Origin of the sequence: Nocardioides sp. NPDC047086 (assembly GCF_040643685.1) — a bacterium.
Taxonomy (GTDB): Bacteria; Actinomycetota; Actinomycetes; order Propionibacteriales; family Nocardioidaceae; genus Nocardioides.
This window is the reverse complement of sequence record NZ_JBEYUV010000058.1, coordinates 1-19395: the sequence shown is the minus strand read 5'-3', so window position 1 is coordinate 19395 and position 19395 is coordinate 1. Positions and strand designations below refer to the sequence as shown.

General features: G+C 70.8%; 15 protein-coding genes. 6 read left to right on the top strand and 9 right to left on the bottom strand.

Annotation, left to right across the window (positions count from 1 at the left end; genetic code table 11):
- Nucleotides 1-106: 106 nt before the first annotated feature.
- Complete coding sequence (locus tag ABZ796_RS26210; RefSeq protein WP_357340987.1) at nucleotides 107-901, bottom strand: siderophore-interacting protein; 795 nt, start codon at nucleotides 899-901, stop codon at nucleotides 107-109.
- Nucleotides 902-951: 50 nt separating this feature from the next.
- Nucleotides 952-1656, bottom strand: a complete 705-nt coding sequence (locus ABZ796_RS26205) for a hypothetical protein (RefSeq protein ID WP_357340986.1) — start codon at nucleotides 1654-1656, stop codon at nucleotides 952-954.
- A gap of 277 nt (nucleotides 1657-1933) precedes the next feature.
- Here ABZ796_RS26205 and ABZ796_RS26200 point away from each other — a divergent pair, with 277 nt between their 5' ends.
- Genes ABZ796_RS26200 through ABZ796_RS26190 form a run of 3 tightly spaced genes read left to right on the top strand, consistent with a single transcriptional unit; the run spans nucleotide 1934 to nucleotide 5728 of the window.
- Nucleotides 1934-3352, top strand: coding sequence for a polysaccharide biosynthesis tyrosine autokinase (locus ABZ796_RS26200; protein ID WP_357340985.1), 1419 nt, complete (start codon nucleotides 1934-1936; stop codon nucleotides 3350-3352).
- A 2-nt stretch (nucleotides 3353-3354) separates the two neighbouring features.
- Nucleotides 3355-4719, top strand: a complete 1365-nt coding sequence (locus ABZ796_RS26195) for a hypothetical protein (protein ID WP_357340983.1) — start codon at nucleotides 3355-3357, stop codon at nucleotides 4717-4719.
- Nucleotides 4712-5728 carry an acyltransferase family protein gene (locus ABZ796_RS26190; protein ID WP_357340981.1) on the top strand — a complete coding sequence of 339 codons (1017 nt, stop codon included), beginning with the start codon at nucleotides 4712-4714 and terminating at the stop codon, nucleotides 5726-5728. The genes ABZ796_RS26195 and ABZ796_RS26190 overlap by 8 nt, the downstream gene beginning before the upstream one ends.
- 143 nt (nucleotides 5729-5871) lie before the next feature.
- Here ABZ796_RS26190 and ABZ796_RS26185 read toward each other — a convergent pair whose 3' ends face one another.
- The 4 genes from ABZ796_RS26185 to ABZ796_RS26170 all read right to left on the bottom strand — a co-directional run bounded on the left by ABZ796_RS26185 (nucleotide 5872) and on the right by ABZ796_RS26170 (nucleotide 11484).
- Complete coding sequence (locus tag ABZ796_RS26185) at nucleotides 5872-6759, bottom strand: glycosyltransferase family A protein (protein WP_357340980.1); 888 nt, start codon at nucleotides 6757-6759, stop codon at nucleotides 5872-5874.
- A gap of 11 nt (nucleotides 6760-6770) precedes the next feature.
- Nucleotides 6771-8405 carry a hypothetical protein gene (locus ABZ796_RS26180; protein ID WP_357340978.1) on the bottom strand — a complete coding sequence of 545 codons (1635 nt, stop codon included), beginning with the start codon at nucleotides 8403-8405 and terminating at the stop codon, nucleotides 6771-6773.
- Between the two features lie 25 nt (nucleotides 8406-8430).
- Nucleotides 8431-9054, bottom strand: coding sequence for a hypothetical protein (locus ABZ796_RS26175; RefSeq protein WP_357340977.1), 624 nt, complete (start codon nucleotides 9052-9054; stop codon nucleotides 8431-8433).
- A gap of 129 nt (nucleotides 9055-9183) precedes the next feature.
- Nucleotides 9184-11484: a hypothetical protein gene (locus tag ABZ796_RS26170; RefSeq protein ID WP_357340976.1), complete on the bottom strand. Its 2301-nt coding sequence runs from the start codon at nucleotides 11482-11484 to the stop codon at nucleotides 9184-9186.
- A gap of 200 nt (nucleotides 11485-11684) precedes the next feature.
- Between ABZ796_RS26170 and ABZ796_RS26165 the strand changes: the two genes are divergently transcribed.
- On the top strand, nucleotides 11685-12794 hold the full coding sequence (locus ABZ796_RS26165; RefSeq protein ID WP_357340975.1) for a right-handed parallel beta-helix repeat-containing protein: 1110 nt from the start codon (nucleotides 11685-11687) through the stop codon (nucleotides 12792-12794).
- Nucleotides 12795-12798: 4 nt separating this feature from the next.
- Here the strand turns inward: ABZ796_RS26165 and ABZ796_RS26160 are convergent, their stop codons facing one another.
- Entirely contained in the window at nucleotides 12799-14301 is a 1503-nt protein-coding gene (locus tag ABZ796_RS26160; protein ID WP_357340974.1) for a lipopolysaccharide biosynthesis protein, read from the bottom strand.
- Nucleotides 14298-15419, bottom strand: a complete 1122-nt coding sequence (locus tag ABZ796_RS26155) for a glycosyltransferase family 4 protein (protein ID WP_357340972.1) — start codon at nucleotides 15417-15419, stop codon at nucleotides 14298-14300. The genes ABZ796_RS26160 and ABZ796_RS26155 overlap by 4 nt, the downstream gene beginning before the upstream one ends.
- A gap of 158 nt (nucleotides 15420-15577) precedes the next feature.
- Here ABZ796_RS26155 and ABZ796_RS26150 point away from each other — a divergent pair, with 158 nt between their 5' ends.
- Nucleotides 15578-16318 carry a CDP-alcohol phosphatidyltransferase family protein gene (locus ABZ796_RS26150; protein WP_357340971.1) on the top strand — a complete coding sequence of 247 codons (741 nt, stop codon included), beginning with the start codon at nucleotides 15578-15580 and terminating at the stop codon, nucleotides 16316-16318.
- Entirely contained in the window at nucleotides 16315-18219 is a 1905-nt protein-coding gene (locus ABZ796_RS26145) for a glycosyltransferase (RefSeq protein WP_357340970.1), read from the top strand. The genes ABZ796_RS26150 and ABZ796_RS26145 overlap by 4 nt, the downstream gene beginning before the upstream one ends.
- Before the next feature lie 399 nt (nucleotides 18220-18618).
- Here ABZ796_RS26145 and ABZ796_RS26140 read toward each other — a convergent pair.
- Nucleotides 18619-19395: DUF222 domain-containing protein (locus ABZ796_RS26140; RefSeq protein ID WP_357340969.1), on the bottom strand; the 777-nt coding region annotated here is incomplete at its 5' end.

Here is a 19395-nt window from a genome sequence, read left to right as displayed (position 1 = left end):
GTCGAGACCAACACGGTGAGGTCTGCGCTAGATCGCACCGTGTTGGTCTCGACACGCTCGGCCGCAGGCGGCCTCGCGGCTCGACCAGCGGGGGTGGCTGCTCGGGTCAGGCGGACTCGGCCTCGGCGAGCTCGCGCTTCCACTCGCGGAAGGTCTCCTCGGTGCGGCCGCGGCGCCAGTAGCCGGAGATGGAGACGTCGGCCTTCGGGACGCCGCGCTCCTTGAGAAGGTAGGGGCGGATGCCGTGCATGGTGACGGCGGCCTCGCCGTGGACGAAGGCGTGGACGCGGCCGTCGAGCCACTTCAGGTCGCGGATGGCGGTGACCAGAGGCTGCTCGTGGCCCTCGGCGTCCTCGGCGGCGTGGTGGGTGTGACCACCAGTGACCAGCCAGGTCACCTCGACGCCCTCGGGGTGGTCGAGGGGCTGCTCGTGGCCGAGCGCCGGGACATCGATGACGGCGTAGCCGCGGGCGTCGGCGGGCAGGGCGGCCAGCGCGGCCCGGATGGCGGGCAGGGCGGTCTCGTCGCCGGCGATCAGGTGCCAGTCGGCCTCGGGGTCGGGCGAGTAGGCGCCGCCGGGGCCGCGAGCCGCGAGGGTGTCACCGGGCTGGGCCGCGGCGGCCCACGGGCCGGCGTACCCCTCGGTGCCGTGGACGACGAAGTCGATGTCGAGGGTGCCGTCCTCGACCGAAGGGTTGAGGGCGGTGTAGGTGCGCACCACCGCGCCGTCCTCCGGGCTGTTGCCCTGGGAAAAGACGAGCTTCACGTAGCGGTCGGTGAAGACGCTCGAGGAGAACGCGCTCAGGTCCTCGGAGCGGAAGCTAACCCGGATCATCGTCGGACTCAGGCGCTCGGTGGCGGTGACGACGAGGATGGTCTCAGGCTTCGCGGGACGGCTCATATAGGCAACCCTAACTTGACTTCAAATGGGCCAACAGCAAACGGCTGCGGTCAACCCGCAGACCGCGTGGAGTGCGACGACCGGGGCTGGGTGGCCTCGACCGAAGGCGCGGGCGAGGGGATGGCGGGGGCGGGACGCTGGGGCTTGGCGACCAGCGACAGGCTCGGCTCGAGCACCCGCAGCAGCGCCTCGACGTGGCCACGGGCCTCGGTCACCAGCCGCCGCGCCTCGCGCGGGGACCGCTTCCGCAGGTCGAGGAGATCGTCGTCGGCCGGCCGCCGGACCCGGCGCCGGGCCTTCTCCAGCGGCGCGAGCTGGACGAGCGTACGCAGCCGGGTGGCCGCATCCGCCTCCGAACCCGCCGAGCCGCCCAGGGCCGTTCGTCCGAGCAGGTCGCCGAGCGCGGCGATCTCGACGAGCGTGAAGGTGCGCTTGACCGCAGAGGGCACCAGCCGGGCGACCTCGCTGCGGTGGGAGCGTTCGGCGGTGATGATCAGGTCGGCGCTCTCGATGTCGCCGACGTCGAGCGGGTAGGCCTGGTGCCGGGCCAGCCGGACCCCGGCGAGGGCGACCTCGGAGGCGATCATCGGGTCCATGTCGTAGCCCTCGAGCGCCTCGCTGCCGGCCGAGATCACCGTGATGCCGTAGCGGGCGAGCCCACCGATCTGACCGACGCCCTCACGGAGCATCGCCTCGATCGCCGGCGAACGTCGTACGTTCCCGGTGCAGACGACCAGGATCGTCGCGGTGTCCATCCCTGCCTACCTTCGAACAGTTGCCTGACGATTCTCGATCGCGGGACCTCACATCCACGCGGCCAACCCCCCGAACGTGACAGACAGACATTACGCAGTCGGCCTACGGCTTCCGAAACCGATGGTAGATCAATCCCCCATTTGGGGGAACGGGCCCAACACCCGGCCCGTCATCCCCCCAACCGGGCGAGGATGTGCGATGGCCCCGTGGACCCGCCCCGAAGGCGGATGAGTCACGGACGAGCAGCCTGGCAAAGACATCGGATGGAGTGACCTGTTGGACCTGCGCGACTATGTCGCTGCCCTGCGAAAGCGCTGGTACATCGTCGCGGCGCTCGCGATCATCGGCGCCGGCGCGGCCTTCGCGCAGGCGCACGCGAGCCCGCCGCAGTACCGCGCGCAGAGCACCGTCTTCGTCTCGATCGCGCGCGGCGCGACAACCCAGGAGCTGGTCCAGGGCTCGACGTTCACCCAGGACATCGTCCAGTCCTACGCCAAGCTGGCCACGATGCCGGTGGTGCTCGACCAGGTCATCTACGACCTCGACCTCGACACCACACCCAAGGCGCTGGCCGAGGAGATCACCGCGGAGAACCCGCTCGACACCGTGATCATCGAGATCGACGCCGTGGCCACCACGAGCACCGGCGCCTCCGACCTCGCCAACGCCGTCGCCGACGAGCTCACCACCACGATCACCAACCTCTCCCCCAGCTCCAACAAGAAGTCCGCGGTCGAGGTCACCGTGGTCGCCCGCGCCGACCCGCCCCAGGAGGCGTTCGCACCGCGTACGCGGCTGGCCGCTCTGGTCGGTTTCGCCGGCGGCTTCGGGCTCGGCGTCGCGATCGCGGTGGTCCGCGCGCTCCTCGACACCCGGGTCCGGACAGCGGCCGAGATCGAGCAGCTCGCCGACGTCGGGCTCCTGGGGGCGATCCCCCGGCGCCGCGGCCGGCGCTCACGTGGCGCGGTGACCGCCATCGACCCGCACAACGTTGCCGCGGAGGCCTACCGCAGGCTGCAGACCAACCTGCAGTTCCTCGACGCCTCCTCCCCGGTCCGCTCGATCGTGGTGACCTCCTCGATCGGCGGTGAGGGCAAGTCGACCACCTCGATCAACCTGGCCCTGGCGATCGCGGAGCAGGGCCAGCGCGTGCTGCTGGTCGACGCCGACATGCGCCGTCCCGCCGTTGCCGACTACTGCGGCATCGAGGGTGCGGCCGGGCTGACCACCGTGCTGATCGGGAAGGCCGAGCTCGACGACGTCGTCCAGGTCTGGGGCGACGCCAACCTGCACGTGCTCACCATGGGCGAGATCCCGCCCAACCCTGCTCAGCTGATCGGCTCGCCGCGGATGGCCGACCTGCTGGAGGAGGCGCTCGCGAGCTACGACGTGGTCATCCTCGACTCCCCGCCGCTGCTCCCGGTGGCCGACGGCGCGATCCTGTCCCGGCTCACCGACGGTGCGCTGGTGGTCGCCAACTGCCGTACGATCCACCGCCCGCAGGTGCTGGAGGCCATCGACAGCCTCGAGACCGTCGACGCCCGCTGCCTCGGCATCGTCGCCAACCAGGTCCGCGACACCGCTGCGCACACCTACTACGGCCAGCCGGAGAAGGGCTGGTTCGCCCGCCTCCTCGCCGGTCTCGTACGTCCCCGGGAACCGCGCCAGCAGGGCTACCCGGCCGCCGGGAGCTGAGCATGGCCGTCGCGACGGCGGTCCGGGTCCGCCCCGGGCGCAGCCGGCACGCCGAGCGCACCGGCTGGGAGGTGCTGACCGCTCTCCTGGCGGGGGCGGCCGCGTTCCTGGCCGGCACCGACTTCGACCTCGTCCGTGGCCTGACCGTGGGCGGGCTGATGGGTGCGGCCCTGGCGCCGGTCTGGATCAGGGAGGCGAGCCGCTACCGCGGTGCGGCCCTGGGCGGCGTACTCCTGCTGGCCTGCCTCTTCTCCGCGGTGGCGCTCGCCACCTGGCGCTCGGCGACCCACCCGCCGACCGAGGCGGGCGTGCTGTTCGAGCTGGTTCCGGTCGTCTCGGCCGCGATGTGTGCCGGGGCGCTGCTGTGGGGGCAGCGGGTGCTCTCGCCGGGGATCGTGGTCTGCCTCTACGCCCTCGGCTCGTTCATGACCGCGACGATGGGGTCCAGGTTCGCCGAGGACCCGTGGCGGTTCGGGTTCTCGATGCCGACGACGATGTTGCTGCTGGGGGCCTGCATGCTCATCCGGCGGCGTCCCCGGAAGCGGCTTTTGGCCGATATGGTCGCGCTCGGGGCGCTCACCGCGGTCACCGCGCTGTCCGGGGCCAGGTCGATGAGCGCCTTCTTGATCATGACCGCGGTGCTGCTGCTGTGGCAGCACCGGCCGAGGACGGCGAAGCGGACCACCTCCGCGCTGCTCTCCCTGGTGCTGGTGGGCGCGTTGGGGCTCGGGATCTATCGGGCGGTCGAAGGGGCGGCGCTGGACGGCTATCTCGGCCAGTCGGCCCAGCAGCGCACCGAGGAGCAGACCCAGGCGGCCGGGTCGCTCATCCTCGGCGGCCGTCCCGAGATCGGCGCCGCGGTCGCGCTGATGCTGCACGAGCCACTCGGCTACGGCGCGGGCGTCATGGCCACCTCGACCGACATGCAGGTCGCGAAGCAGGGCATGTCCCGTCTGGGCTATGACCCCGACAACGGCTACGTCGAGCACTACATGTTCGGCACCCGGATCGAGGTGCACTCGCTCATCGGCGACCTGTGGATCTGGTTCGGTCTCGCCGGGCTGGTGCTGGCGGGGTGGCTGCTCTGGCTCGCCACCAGCTATCTGGGCCGCAGCATGGCCCACCGCACCGGCGCCGCCCTCGGCATCTTCCTCGCCCTCCAGCTCGGCTGGAACCTCTTCTTCGGCCCGATCATGAGCTCGCTGCCCCCGCTCGCGCTGGCGCTCGGGGTGTTCCTGTTGCCGCGCAAGGAGGCCGACACGGCCCCACCGACGCGGAAGCCACCGCCGAAACCATCGCGGCGGCACGGCCGTCGTGGCCAGCGCGCCCGCCGCCGCTACCTCGCCGGAGGTCCGCAGCGTGCGTGAAGCCTGGATCGACTCCGCACGCGGCCTGGCGATCATCCTGGTGGTGCTCTTCCACGCCGTGATCAACCTCGACCTGGTCGGCCTCGCCGGCCCCTGGTCACGGCTGGCCTACACCCTCGACACGTTCCGGATGCCGCTGTTCTTCTTCCTCTCCGGCCTCCTCGCGCCCTCGCTGCTCGCCCGCCCGCTGCGAGAGGTGCTACGCACCCGCTGCCTGAACCTGATCTACCTCTACGTCCTGTGGTGCCTGCTCCTCGGCATCTTCCGCGAACTCCTGCCGCACTCCCCGCCTGGCGGGTTCGCGGCGATCGCCCGGGTGCTGGTCGAGCCCAACGTCTACCTCTGGTTCCTCTACACGCTGTGCCTGTTCACGCTTGTGGGCTGGCTGACCCGCCGGCTCCCCGCGTGGCTCGTCGTCGGGACCGCGCTGATCGTCTCCGCCGTCTTCGCCGCCGGGCTGGTCTCGACTGGCGACATCCCTTGGGACAAGACGTTCCGCTACTGGTTCTTCTTCGTGCTGGCCGCCCGCGCCGCACCCGCGGTGCGCTCGATCGTGCCGAGGATGCGCGCAACTCACGTGATCGGGGCGGGGGTGACGTACGTCCTGGTCTTGGGGTTCTTCCTCTACGTCTCCGACGACCGGATCATCTTCGTGCGGCCGATGCTGGGCCTGCTCGCGGTGGCCGCAGGATGCGGCCTCGGGGTGATGATCGCCCGGGTCCCGGCGCTCGGCTTCGTACGCCACCTCGGCACCCGCACGCTGCCGATCTACGTCGTCCACGCCTTCCCGATCACCGCCGCCGCGGCCCTGCTCACCGGCCGCGAGGTCGACTGGCCGCCGGGAACCGGGCTGGTCGCCGTTCCCCTGCTGGCCCTCGCCGCGATCCTGCTCGCGCTGGTCCTCGACCGGTTGGTCATCGGCCGCGTCCGCGGCATCTTCGACCTCCCTCGTCCACTCGGCGCGTCTGCCCCACAGACCAACGCCCACTCGGCGCAACTGTCCCGATAGATAGCGCCGACTCGGCGCAACAGTCTCAAACCGACGACGAGACCCGCAGCAGATGGGACAGTCGCGCCGAGTCGGCATCACAATCCGGGACATCAGCGCCGACTGGGCGCTCTGCCGCGAGACAGACGCGCCGGGTCGGCTGGCTAGCGGGCGTACTCGGAAACGTGGGAGCCCCAGGCTCCGCGGAGCATGCCGAGGCCGCGGAGAAGGGTGCGGGTTCCGCGGGCGTGGTGGGCCTGCGAGCCGGTGAGGCGGCCGAGGGCGAGGCGGGCGGATCCACCCAGGACGCGGACCAGTCCGCGAGCGGTGGCGTGCAGCCGGGCGATCGGGCGGCGGCCCGAGGGGGCGAGGTGGACGTGCACCCGGGAGTCGGAGTTGCCGATGCGCGAGGCGCGGGCGCGTACCCATTCCCGGGTCGCCCGGTCGGCGGGAACCAGATCGAGGACGGTGGCCTCGTCGCACCACACGATCTTCCCGCCGGCGGCGGAGAGAGTGCGGGTGAAGACGGTGTCGGAGCCACCCGAGAGGCCGAAGCCGAGGTCGAAGCGGAGGTCGCCGACCCGCGCCATGTCGAGCAGCAGGTTGTTGGTCGCAGCGGTGGTAACGACGGTCCCGGTGGTGTGCCGCAGCCGCTGGAAGAAGCCGCCCGCCTCGATCCAGGGGTCGAGTGCCCGGTCGAACTGAGAGACCACCGGCCCGACGACGGCGGCCGCATCCGTCTCCTCCCAACAGGCGAGCAGGCTCGGTAGCCACTTCTCCGAAGGCTGCTCGTCGTCGTCGATGAAGACGACGACCGCTTCGGGGCCGGCCTCGGTCAGGGCACGGTTGCGTGCAGCGGCGATCCCGGGGGTCGGCTCGTGCACATAGAGGACCCGTACGTCACCCCCGGCCGCAGACTCCACCGCGGAGGCGGCGCTGGGCTGCTCGTCGTTGTCGACGACGATCAGCCGCGCGTCAGGGACCAGATCCAGCTGGGCCCGGATCATGCCCACCGCGTCGGCCAACCCCTCAGGGCGCCGATAGGTGAGCATGCAGACCCAGATCACTTGATCGTGACCGTCACCCAGTCGGAGCGGGAGATGTTGCCGAGCGGGTCGACGGCCTCGATCTTGTACTTCTGCGCCGAGCCGCTGGTGCGACCGGTGTCGGTGAAGGTCATCGCGGTGTGCTTCCAGAACGGGGCCGTGACCTTGACGGTCTTGATCGGCGTGGAGTCGATCGAGCCGCGGTAGAGCTTGTAGGTGACGGTCGCGTTGTCCTTGTCGGGGTTGCCCGGCCACTTCAGCGTGGCCTTGCCCGCCGACGGCGAGGACCCGGTCAGGGACCACGCGGCGCCCTTCAACGTCGGACCGACCTTGTTGGGCGCGATGTCCTTGACTGCGAACCGCACCAGGCCCTGCTGGGCGACGCCGTTGACCTTGAGGAACTCGCCGCCGTACAGCACATAGCTGGCGTTGGCGGTGACGGTCCAGGTCGATTGCTTGGCGCTGGTGTAGGTGCCGTTGGTCCACTTGGGATACCACTCCAGGAACTCCGGGCGCGGGGTGCCGGGGTGGTCGGGGTAGCCGTACTTGTCGTCGGCGATGTTGGTGCCGCGTACGTCCTGGGTGGTGGCGGTCGAGTGGTACCAGGCCCGCGGCTTGGTCTCCGGGAAGCCACCGGAGGTGTCGCAGCCGTGCTTGTGACTGGCGTGGTAGACGACGTCCGTGGTGGGCCAGACGCCGTAGGTGTCGCCGTGGCAGTCTTCGAGCCAGGTCAGCTTGCCGGTGGCCCAGTCGGCCTTGAACGTGCCCTCGGAGTTGCCGCCGCTGCCGTAGTCGTAGCCGGTGCCGTAGAAGCTGGTGCCGTCGGACTCCAGGGCTAGGATCGCCGCCTCGGTGCCGCCGTTGCGGACCTCGTCGTTGACCGGCAGCGCCAGCGAGCTGCCCGAGGAGACCTCGAGCCGGGCCAGGCCGTAGCCCGGCTTCGAGGAGCCGTTGACGCTGGTGAACGCACCGCCGATCACGATCTTGGTGCCGTCGGAGGAGACCACGATGTCGTTGACGTTGCCGCCGGCGACCTTCGGGTTCATCGGCAGCAGGCCGGTGCCGGTGTCGCTGGGCTTGACCGCGGCCACCTTCGTCCGCGCCGTGTTGTCGGCGGAAGTGAACACGCCGCCGTAGAAGACCGCGCTGGAGGTGGCCGCGACCGCGTTGGTGGTCGAGTTGAAGATCGGCCGGAAGCTGGTCGCCTTGCCGGTCGCGAGGTCGATCGCGGCACCCCGGTAGCGGTTGACGCCGTCGACCTGGGTGAAACCGCCCGCGACGTAGAGCAGCTTCTTGTCGGGCGAGAGCGCCATGTCCTTGACCTGGCCGTTGAACTTCGGCGCGAAGGTGGTGATCAGCTTCCCGGTCGAGAGCCGGTAGGCCAGCATATTGGACCGCGCCGTCTCGCTGGTGCCGGCCGCGGCACCTGCCGGACGGGCGGAGGTGAAGCTGCCGCCCACGTAGACGATGTCACCGACGATCACCTGCTTCCAGGCGACGCCGTCGATCTGGACGGTGGGAAGTACGTCGGCGGCGACCGTCGTCGGGAGGTCGGTATCGGTCGGCGCGGTGTCCGCGGACGCGGAGGTCGCGGAGGTCGCCAGGGTCAGGCTCGTTGCCACGAGCACCAGCACAGCCAGGATCGGCTTCATCACATCTCTCATCGTGGGGGGAGGGTTATCGCTGGGGTCGGCCCTTGAAGACCACCACGTCGGCGCCGTTGCCCAGATCGAGCTCGACGCGTACGGGGCGGGCTTCCTCGGGGATCTGGAAGACGTAGACAGCTTTGGCCGACTCGCCGTCGGCGACGGAGGCCGGGAACGGCACCTCGCCGTCGGAGGCGACGCTCACCGCGGGGGTCCGCTCCGGACCGTAGTAGGCGTTGACCACACCGAGCGCCAGGTCGAGCTTCTTCCCGGTCTGGTTCTTCACCTTCACGGTGATCGCGAGCGCCGGACCACCGATCTCACCGGGCAGGCTCGCGGTGGCCTGGACGGAGTCGATCCGGGCCAGCCGGGCGGTCACGCCCGGGGATGTGGTCGCTACGGCCTTCAGACCGAGCGCGCGGTTGCCGTTCGACGACTCCCCCGCGTCATCGTCCTCGGAGTCTGAGGACGAGGAGGACTCGATCTGCGACGGGGTCGCCGTAGGAGAGGGTGCGGCGGCCACCATCGAGTCCGACCCGGCGGTGGCCGGACCGGAGGAGCTGCGCACGATGAGCGCGACCGCGACGCTCACGAGGACGACGGCGGCGACAGTCGCCGCGACGTACATCCTCGAACGCGGGACTTGACTGAGCATGGGGGATCTTCCGCGGGCGGGGTCGGACAAGGACATCTGTTCAAAGACGTTGCATTCAAGCCCAAGTCCGACGCCCGAGGGGGGATCCGCGCGCCTACTCCCCAAGATCGGGTAGGCGCGAACCGAGGCCTACGGCTCGATCACCTTCAGATCGTCGTAGCTCACCACGACCGGCGTGGTGCCGATTGTCGAGGAGCCGAAGCCGCGCAGCATCACTCCGCCCGCGACCTGGTTGGCCGCGGTCGAGTCGGTGAGCTCGTACGTCCACCCCGACGGCTCCGCGGAGCCGGCCGGCCACACCTTGGTGCGCACGGTCGCCGGGGCGGTGCCGGTGACTTGGAGTCGGACCTTGAGCCGGTCGCCGGGGGCGACGCTCAGGCCGGGGACGGCGTTGGCGCCGACGACCGGGGTGCCGCTGCGGACGAGATGGAGGCCGACGGTGCCGTCCGGGTTGAACCGGAGGCGGGAGGCGTAATGGTCGGTGCCGGAGACGCGGGCCCCGAGGATCGACCAGACGTAGCCCGCGTCGGGGAGCCGGGAGACTCCGACGCTGACGGTGGCGTCGACGTCGGTCGCCGAGACGTCGCCGAGCCGGGACTCGGTGGTCCCGCCCGGGGTGACCGCGTGCCGGCCGCGGCCCTCGGAGACCGAGAAGTTGCCCGCGGTGCCGGTGGAGCGGGTCCAGGTGCCGCCGGTGTCGGCCGTGCCCCAGCCGCTCGCCTCGGCCCGCTCGAAGGTGTCCGCGGCGACGATGCCCTCTTCCGGCGGCGCCGGTTCGCCGGCGACGTCGACGGTGACCCACTCGGTGGGCGACTGGTTGCCGAAGGCGTCCTCGGCGACGACCCGGTAGCGCTGGCTGGTGCCTGGCGGCGGCGCGGTGTCGAGGAAGCTCTGCGTGGTCTGCTTCCAGAATGCCGCGGTGACGGCCTTCGTGTGGATCGGGGCGACGCCGGTCGAGCCGCGGTAGACCTTGTAGGTCACGGTCGCGTTGTCCTTGTCGGCGTTGCCGGGCCAGGTCAGCCGCACCTGGCCGTCGGCGGGCGAGGTCGCGGTGAGCCCGAACTCCGCGCCGGACAGGCCCGGGCCGACCTCGTTGGGCGCGATGTCCTTGACGGCGAAGCGCACCAGCCCCTGCTGGGCGACCCCGTCGACCCTGAGGAACTCGCCCCCGTAGACGACGTAGTCGTCGTTGGCCGTCACGGTCCAGGGCGCCTGGTTGGAGCCGGTGAAGGTGCCAGGGGTCCACTTCGGGTACCACTCCAGGAACTCCGGGCGCGGGGTGCCGGGGTGGTCGGGGTAGCCGTAGATGTCGCGGGTGTTGGTGCCGCGTACGGCCTGGGTTACCGCCGTGGAGTGCTGGAAGCTGCGCGGGCTCGTCTCCGGGAAGCCACCGGAGTTGCCGCAGTAGTGCTTGTGGCTGGCCTGGTAGACGACCTCGGCCGTCGGCCAGATCGAGTAGGTGTCGCCGTGGCAGTCCTCGAGCCAGGTCAGCTTGCCCGCGGCCCAGTCCGCCTTGAAGGAGCCTTCGACGTTGCCGCCGCTGCCGAAGTGGTAGCCGGTGCCGTAGAAGCTGGTGCCGTCGCTCTCCAGGGCGAGGATCGCGGAGTTGGCGCCACCGTTGCGAACCTCGGAGTTGACCGGCAGCGACATCGAGGCGCCGGTGGCGACCTTGATCCGCGCCAGGCCGTAGCCCGGGTTGGAGACGCCGTTGACGCGGGTGAAGTTGCCGCCGATCACGATGTCGGCGCCGTCGGGTGAGACCACGACGTCCTGCACCGACCCGTTGGAGACGGTCGGGTTCATCGGCAGCAGCTGGGTGCCGGTGTCGGTGGACCTGACGGCGGCCACCTTCGTACGCGCGGTGTTGTCGGCGGAGGTGAACACGCCGCCGTAGAAGACCGTGTCGGCGGTCGCCGCGACCGCATTGGTGGTCGAGTTGAAGATAGGCCGGAAGCTGGTCAGTGCACCCGTGGCCAGGTTGATCGCGGCGCCGCGGTAGCGGTTGACCCCGTTGACCTGGGTGAAGCTGCCGGCGAGGTAGAGCAGGGACTCGTCGGGCGAGAGCGCCATGTCCTTGACCTGGCCGTTGAGCGTCGGCGCGAAGCTGCCGATCAGCTCACCGGTGGAGAGCCGGTAGGCCAGCAGGTTGGCGCGCGGGGTCTCGTTCGTTCCGGCCGCGGCGCCCGCCGGCCGCGCGGAGCTGAAGTTGCCTCCGACATAGACGGTGTCGCCGACGATCACCTGCTTCCAGGCGACCCCGTCGATCTGCACCGTCGGAAGTACGTCGGCCGAGACCGTCTCCGGCAGCTCCGGGTCGACCGGCGCAGTGTCCGCCGTCGCCCCTCCCGACATGACCAGGCTGCTCACCCCGAGAACAGCTGCGACCACCCCGGCCGCCAGCAGACGCCAGTTGTCGTGAATCCGCGTCATCATCCATCCCTGCACAAGGCGGCTCCCTCGGCCGCGACACGGCAGTGTCGCGGACATCCACGCTCTTCCGCCCGTCAAACGCCCTTCCCATCACCAGAATCGGGTATGTGTTGGACCAGGGAGCCCAACCCGCGCAAACTGCGTGGTGCAGACTCCCGCCACGTCAGTAGGGTGCACAGTCCACAGGAAGGCGTACGTCTTTGGCTGTCCCGTCCACGATCCTCCTCGGCATCTCCGCGGTCGTCACCGCGGTCGCGCTGGGCTCGACCTACGCGTTGACCGCAGGTTCCACCGAGGATCGCGCGCCGCATGCCGAGAGGAACTACGGCGAGCTGCCGCCCGACGACTTCGGTGGCCCGGTGACCCTCTCCCAGTCTCCGTCGGTCTCCCCCTCCACCTCCTCCACGCGCATCCCCAGCCCGTCGGCCGGTCCGAAGAAGCGGTCGACCGAGGCGGCGGAGCCGAACCGCTCCGGGGACCGCCTGGGCTCGTCTGCGCCGGTCGAGGCCGATCCGCTGAGCTCACCGCCGGCACAGGACCACCCCGGGTCGGGCGACACCGGCGTACCTCCGAAGAAGAAGCTGCGCGTCCACCGTGGCGACCTGGTGATCAGGACGCCCGGGAAGGTCATCGACGGGCTGGAGGTGCACGGCCGGATCAACGTCGAGGCGCCGAACGTGACGATCCGCAACACCAAGGTGATCGTGCCGACCAGCTCGGAGACGGCCGGGATCTCCAACAACAACGACAACGGCGCGGGAATGCTGGTCAGCAACGTCGAGGTGTTGGCCGAGAACGCCGCGCCGGGCGTCAACGGCGTGGTCGGCCACGACTTCACGCTCCAGAGCTCCGAGATCCACCACGTCACCGACCAGGTCCACATCACCGGCAGCAACGTGATCGTGCGTGACAACTGGTTTCACGACAACTACCACTTCGAGAGCGACCCGTACCAGGACGGCGGCGCCTCCCATGACGACTCGATCCAGATCATCGGTGGCGGCAACATCACGATCGCGGGCAACCGCTTCACCGGCGCCTACAACGCCGGCGTCATGATCACCCAGAGCATCCGCGACGTCGACGGGGTCACGATCCGCGACAACCTCCTCGGCGGGGGCGGCTGCACCGTCAACATCTCCGAGAAGGGCCGCGGCCCGGTCGACGGCCTGGTGATCCGCGACAACCGCTTCCTCAGCGACCAGCGCATCGACGGCTGCGCGATCATCCACCCGTCCACGACGAAGGTCACCCACTCCGGCAACGTCTGGGACGACACCGGACGCCCGGTGGCACTCAGCCGCGGCTGAGGTCCTACCCGGGCAGGCGGGGCCCGATCGCGCCGCGCACCGTGACCACGAGCGACATCACGTCGCGGCGGATCGGCGGGACGAGCAGAAGAAGCGCGTACGCCGCGGCTCCCGCCACCACACAGACCGGCACCGTCACCCCGGGTGGCTGTCCGTGGAGGGCCTGGGCGGTGGCGTACGCCGCCGCGGCGACCGCCCCGGCGACCAGCAGGATGCGCGCGGCACCGAGGTAGAGCGGGCCGACCCGGAGTCGGGTGCGTCGGGAGATCCACCACAGCGACAGCGGCCACTCCAGCAGGTGGGCGGTCGCGTAGCCGACCGCGACGCCGGTGACCCCGTAGCGCACTCCGACGAGCACGCAGAGGACCTTCAGGGCCGATGCGACCAGGGTGTAGTGGCGCAGCTCGGTGGTCAGGCCGTGGGCGAGATAGACCCAGTAGCCGACGTAGGCGAGCGTCTGGAACAGGCCCGCACAGGCGAGCAGGGCGAAGATGCCGGCGACGTCCCAGCCCGGGCCGAGGAAGAGGGCGCAGACCGGTGCCGCCGCCCCGGCGAGCAGGCCGAGCCCGGCGCCCAGGCTGTAGCCGAGCGCGACCTGGCCGCGCTGCACGAACCGCTGGGTCAGCGCCGGGTTGTCGCGGATCCGGCTCAGCACCGGCAGCGCGACCGTCGTGGTGGGGCCGCGCAGCTGGACCAGTGGGTTCATCAGCAGCTGCCAGGCGCGGTTGTAGGTGCCCAGCTCGTGGGCGCCCAGGCGGGTGCCGATGAGGACCGAGTCGATGTTGCTGGCGGCGTAGTTGATCAGCTGCGTACCCGCCAGCGACCAGCCGAAACGCAGGAACCCACTCATCTCGACGCCGCGTCGCGGGCGGCCGGGGAGCCAGCCGGCGAACACGCCGGCGGCCACCAGGCCGACAGCGGCCTGGACGAGCTGCTGGACGGCGAGGGCCCAGTAGCCGGCACCGTTGGCCGCTGCGTACGCCGCGACCGCCAGGGCCAGCAGCGGCGCCAGGCAGGAGGCGGCGGCGAGCCGGGTGAAGAGCATCCGACGGGTGAGGTCCGCGCGATACTGCGCGGCCATGCCGTTGAGGACGAACATCCCCGCCATCGCGGCGGTCAGAGCGGTCAGCGCCGGCTCGTCGTAGAGGGCGGCGATGAGCGGGGCGGCCGCGACGGCGAGGAGCGCGAGGCCGAGACCCAGGGCGGTGTTGAGCCACCACAGGTTCGACTGCTGCGCCCGGGTGAGCGTCTTCGCCTGGACCGCGGCGGTCGAGAGCCCGAAGTCACGGAAGATCTCGGCGACCGCGACGACCGCCAGCACCATCGCGACCAGGCCGTAGTCGCGCGGCGTGAGCAGCCGCGAGAGCACCGCGACCGAGGCGACCTGGACCAGGATGCGTACGCCCTGGCCACCAAGCACCACCATCCCGCCGCGGGCAGCACTCCTGCCGAGCCCGTGGCGTTCCGTGTGCTCCTCGACGGTTCGTTCGCCGGCGCGCTCGCTCACCCGAGGACCTCGCCGGCGATCTGGTCGCGGTAGCGCTCGGCACCGAAGCGCTCCTCGGCGTCCTTGCGGCCGGCGGAGGCGAGCTCGGCGGCGAGGGCCGGGTCGGCGGCGAGCCGCTGGATCGCGTCGGCGAGGTCGTTCGCGTCGCCGGGGGCCACCAGGAGACCGGTCTCGGCGTCGGTCACGATCTCGGCCAAACCCTGCACGCGGCTCGCGATCAGCGGCCGCTCGGCGAGCAGTGCCTCGACCGCGACGTTGCCGAACGGCTCGACGCGCGAGGGCACCAGAACGACGTCGGCCCGCTCGAGCTCGACCGCGGGCTCAGCGACGTAGCCCAGGAAGTCGACGCTGCCGGCCAGGTCTTCGGCGGTGGCGCGGTCGCGGAGCTCCTGCTCGAACCACTCGTAGCCCGCGAACACCGACCCGCACACCCGCAGCCGTGCGTCGATCCCCCGCCGGCGTACCTCGGCGAGCGCCTCGAGGGCCACGTCGGTCCCCTTGCGCGGGGAGAGCCGACCGACCAGCACCAGCCGCAGCGGTCCGTTCGGGGCCCGGGTGCGCGCAGCCGCCACGGACTCCGGCCCCGGAACCCCGTTGTAGACCACGGTCGTACGCCGCGCCAGCGCCTTCACCGTGCGCACGAGAACATCGCGCGACGCCTTCGAGTTGGCCACCACGCGAGTGGCCAGCAGGAGCGGAGCGGTCAGGGCGAGGCGTACGGGCCTGGGCTGGTCGTCCTCGGCCTCGTGCACGTGACAGACCACCGGGACGCGGGCCGCGCGCGCGACGACGATCCACCACGGGATCGTCACGGTGTTGACCAGCAGCCGGCTCGGCCCGACCCGTCGCCACAGCAGCGCCGCACGGACCCAGAAGACCGTCAGTGCCACCAGCAGCCGGACCAGGCCGGTGGGGCTGAGGTAGGCCTTGCGCAGCACCGGGAACGTCATCACCTCGACGCTCGCGCCGGCGGCCTCGAGCAGCGGGAGGAGCGGCCCGTGCTCGGGTACGACGACGCTGACCCGCTGTCCCGCCTGGTGCAGCCCACGCACCGTCTCGACCAGCTGAAGATCGGAACCGTAGACGTCCGGCGACGGGTGGGCGACCAACAAACGCATGATGGGCAACGGTATGGCACCGGGAGGGCCCGGGCCGAAGGTCCTGACAAAGTCCTACCCAGATCTGGGGATCGGACGGCCGCGGCGACCCGGAGTGAGCGGGAGTCATCTAGGGTCTCGATGTCCTTCCCCCACGTTTGAGCAAAGCAGGATCGAGCATGGCCGCCACCGGCGCCGAACGCGCCCCCAGCGGGTTCCGTGCACATCTGGACGCGCTGGCTCGGGCGCAGAAGCCGGCGCTCAACACCGCGGCCTACTCGCGGCTCGTCAACCGGCCCGCCGGCCGGGTCGTCGCCGCGGCCGCGCACACCCTCGGGGCGAGCCCCAACCAGGTGACGGCGGTGAGCGCGACGCTCTCGGCCGCCGGGCTGGCCGTGCTCGCGCTGGTCGAGCCGCACTGGTGGACCGGGATCCTGGTCGCGGTGCTGCTGGCCGCGGGCTACGTGCTGGACTCCTCCGACGGGCAGCTCGCGCGGCTGCGCGGAGGCGGGTCGCGCTCGGGTGAGTGGCTCGACCACACCATCGACTGCTTCAAGACCGCGAGCCTGCATCTGGCGGTGCTGGTGTCCTGGTATCGCTTCGGTCCGGCCACCGACGGCTGGCTGCTGGTGCCGCTGGGCTTCGAGGTGGTTGCCGTGGTGACGTACTTCGGGCTGATCCTGATGCCGACGCTGCGCCCGGCCTCCCCCGGGTCGCCGGTGGGGGCCCACGAGAATCCGCTGCGCAAGTGGGCGCTGCTGCCGATGGACTACGGGGCGCAGTGCTGGATGTTCGTGCTGCTCGGCTCCGGGGTTCTCTTCCAGTGGACCTACCTGATGGTCTTCGTCTGCAACGCGGCCGCTCTGGTCATCGCGCTGCGCAAGTGGTGGCGTGAGCTGCGCGCGCTGGACGCGTCATGAGCGACCTCTCCCGGCTTGCCGTGGTCGTGGTCAGCTTCGGTGATCCCGCGCTGCTGGAGCGACACACGACCCAGGTCGCCGCCGAACTCCGGCCCGCCCGGATCGTGGTGGTCGACAACCACTCGACCGACGCCAATCGCGACGCGGTCCGGGCCCTGTGCGAGCGCGAGGGCTGGACCGGCGTCTTCCCCGGCACCAACACCGGCTTCGGCGCCGGCTGCAACCTGGGTGCCTCGGCCGCGCTGGCCGAGGGCGCCGAGGTGCTGCTCTTCCTCAACCCGGACGCCACGATCGACGCCGAGTCGGCCGTACGCCTCATGGCAGCCGTCGAGGCCGAGCCGCTGCTGCTCGCCGGGCCGAGGGTGCTCGGGCCCGACGGCGTGGTCGCCTCCGCCGGTCTCGACCTCGACCTGGAGACCGGCGCGATGCGTCCTTGGCGACGTCGCGGCAAGCACGCCGGGGCGGAGACGCTGCTGCCGTGGGTCACCGGGGCCTGCTTCGCGGTCACGAGCGAGCTGTGGGAACGGCTCTCCGGCTTCGACGAGCGCTACTTCCTCTACTGGGAGGACGTCGACCTGTGTGCCCGGGTCCAGGCGCTGGGCGGCCGGGTCTCGGTCGTCGAGGAAGCCACCGCGATCCACTCGGGCGGCGGCACCCAGCGCGCGGAGGGTTCCCGCGCGAAGTCGCCGGCCTACTACTACTTCAACATCCGCAACCGCGCCCTCTTCGCGAGGACCTGGCTCGGCCAGGAGCGGCAGCGAGCCTGGCGTCGCAGGGCGGTCGGGGCAGCGTACGAGATCCTGATGCGGGGTGGCCGCCGCCAGCTGCTGCACCCGGTACGGCCGCTCTTCGCGGTCATGCGAGGGCTGCGCGACGGACGCCGCGACCGGCCGGTCCGGGTCCTGGAGTCGGTCCGCGAGCTGCGCGCGACGACCAACCCCTACATCGTTCAGCTCGTCGAGACCCTGGGGCGGCGCGACGACACCGAGGTGCTGCTGTTCAGCTGGGCCCGGGCCGTCGCGGGCCGCTACGACGTCTTCCACGTGCACTGGCCCGAGCTGCTGGTGACGTCGGCACGTACGCCGCTGCGCCGGCTCGCCCGTCGCCTCCTCACCACCGCGTTCGTCCTCCGGCTTCGGCTCACCCGGACCCCGGTCGTACGCACCTGGCACAACCTCGTCCGACCCGACGGCCTGAGCCGCTGGGACCACCGGCTCCTGGACGCTCTCGAGCGCCGTACCCAGCACGTCATCCGGCTCACCGACCAGACCGCTCCCCCGCTCGACGTCCCCACCTCGACGATCGTCCACGCCCACTACCGCGACTGGTTCGAGCCGGTGATCGAGGCGTTGCCCGAGCCCGTCGACCCTGTCGCGAGGCGGGTGCTCTACTTCGGCCTGATCAAGCCCTACAAGGGCGTCGAGCAGCTCCTGGAAGCGGTCGCCGACAGCCCCGAGGCAGACCTGGACGTACGCCTCGTCGGCTCCCCCTCCGATCCCACCCTCGCCGAGCAGGTCCGCGCCGCAGCTGCGGCCGACGCCCGGGTGAGCGCCGACCTGAGCTACGCCGATGACGCCACCCTGGCCGCCGAGATCACCGCCGCCGCCCTGGTGGTGCTGCCCTACAAGGCGATGCACAACTCCGGCGCCCTCCTGCTGGCCCTCTCCCTCGACACCCCGGTCCTGGCCCCCGCCAACGACGTCAACCGTCGTCTGGCCGAAGAGGTCGGCGAAGGTTGGCTCCACCTCTTCGAAGGCACCCTCACCATCGAGGACCTGGAACGTACGTTGAAAGCAGTCACCGCCAACCCGCCCGCCGGACGTCCCGATCTGTCGGCCCGGGAGTGGCCGGAGTCGGCAGCGCTCCACGCCGCAGCGTTCCGCGCCTCGTTGCATCCATAACAAGCCGTCTCAACGCTCCGCTGGCCGGCGATGAGCTGGTTGTACGGCGTCGGCCAGCCGCATCATTGGCTCGATGATGCGTGGTTGATGTTTGCCGCCGACCCTGTCTTGGAGGGTCTTCGAAGACCAGTCGGCACCCCGCGGCGGACCCGTTGGCCTCCCCGGGCAGTTACGCCGGTCAAACCAATCCAGGCCGGGACGGTGACGCCGACTCACCAAGCCCCGAACGAGACACTGACGCCGACTCACGAAGTCTGGGTGGGACAGTGACGCCGACCCAGAGTCGGCCCGGAGCAGTCCCACCGACTGGGGGTGGCGTAAGAGGCAGCGGCGGCGAGGGCCGAAGCTGAAAGGCGCATGTTGCCGGCGCACTGGCGGAATGGTCGGTGTCCTGCCGGTCTAGGGGCGGCGGGTGAACCGGATGCTGCCGTCCGGTAGCCGCTCATGAAGGTAGGCCGGGTTGTGCGCCAGCCGGTGATGATGCGGACACAACAGCGCGCCGTCTTTCAGATCCGTCTTCCCGCCGGCGGCCCAGGGGTCGAGGTGGTGGGCATCGCACCACTCCGGTGGCATGTCACACCCCTCGGCCTGGCAGCACTTCTGCTGCAGCCGGAGTGCCTTGCGCTGGATCGGCTGGAAGAACCGACTGGCTCGACCGGCGTCGAGGACCTCACCGTCACCGCCGAGGACCCAGGGGATGATGGTGGCGTTGCAGGCCATCCGCCGGGCCTCGGCCGCGGTGATGGTGGCCCCGTTGGTCTCGTCATAGCCCAGGGTGGCGACCCCGAGGTCCTTGCGGAGCTCCTCGAGGCTGATGACTACGTTGATCGTGGTCGCGTCACCGCCGTGGCGGGGCAGGCTGGCGGGGTCGATGGTCTCCAACAACCGCGAGAATCCCTGGCCCATGAGTCGTTCCCACGGCGGCAACGGGCTGCCCTTGGCGACCAGTTGCTGTTTGCGGGGTTGGGCGTAGGCCTCGACCAGTCGTTTGAACCGCATCCCGATGGAAGTCGGGAGAACCCCCTCGAACCCGATGGTGCCGTCGTGGTTGTCCCACACCCGCACCGCGGTCCTCTGCTGGGCCCGTTCCTCCTCGGCCAGGAGGACCTTGGCTTCGGCGTCCTCGAACCGGGCCGGGTCGACCTCGGCCAGGATCCGTTTCCCGGCGATCTTGAG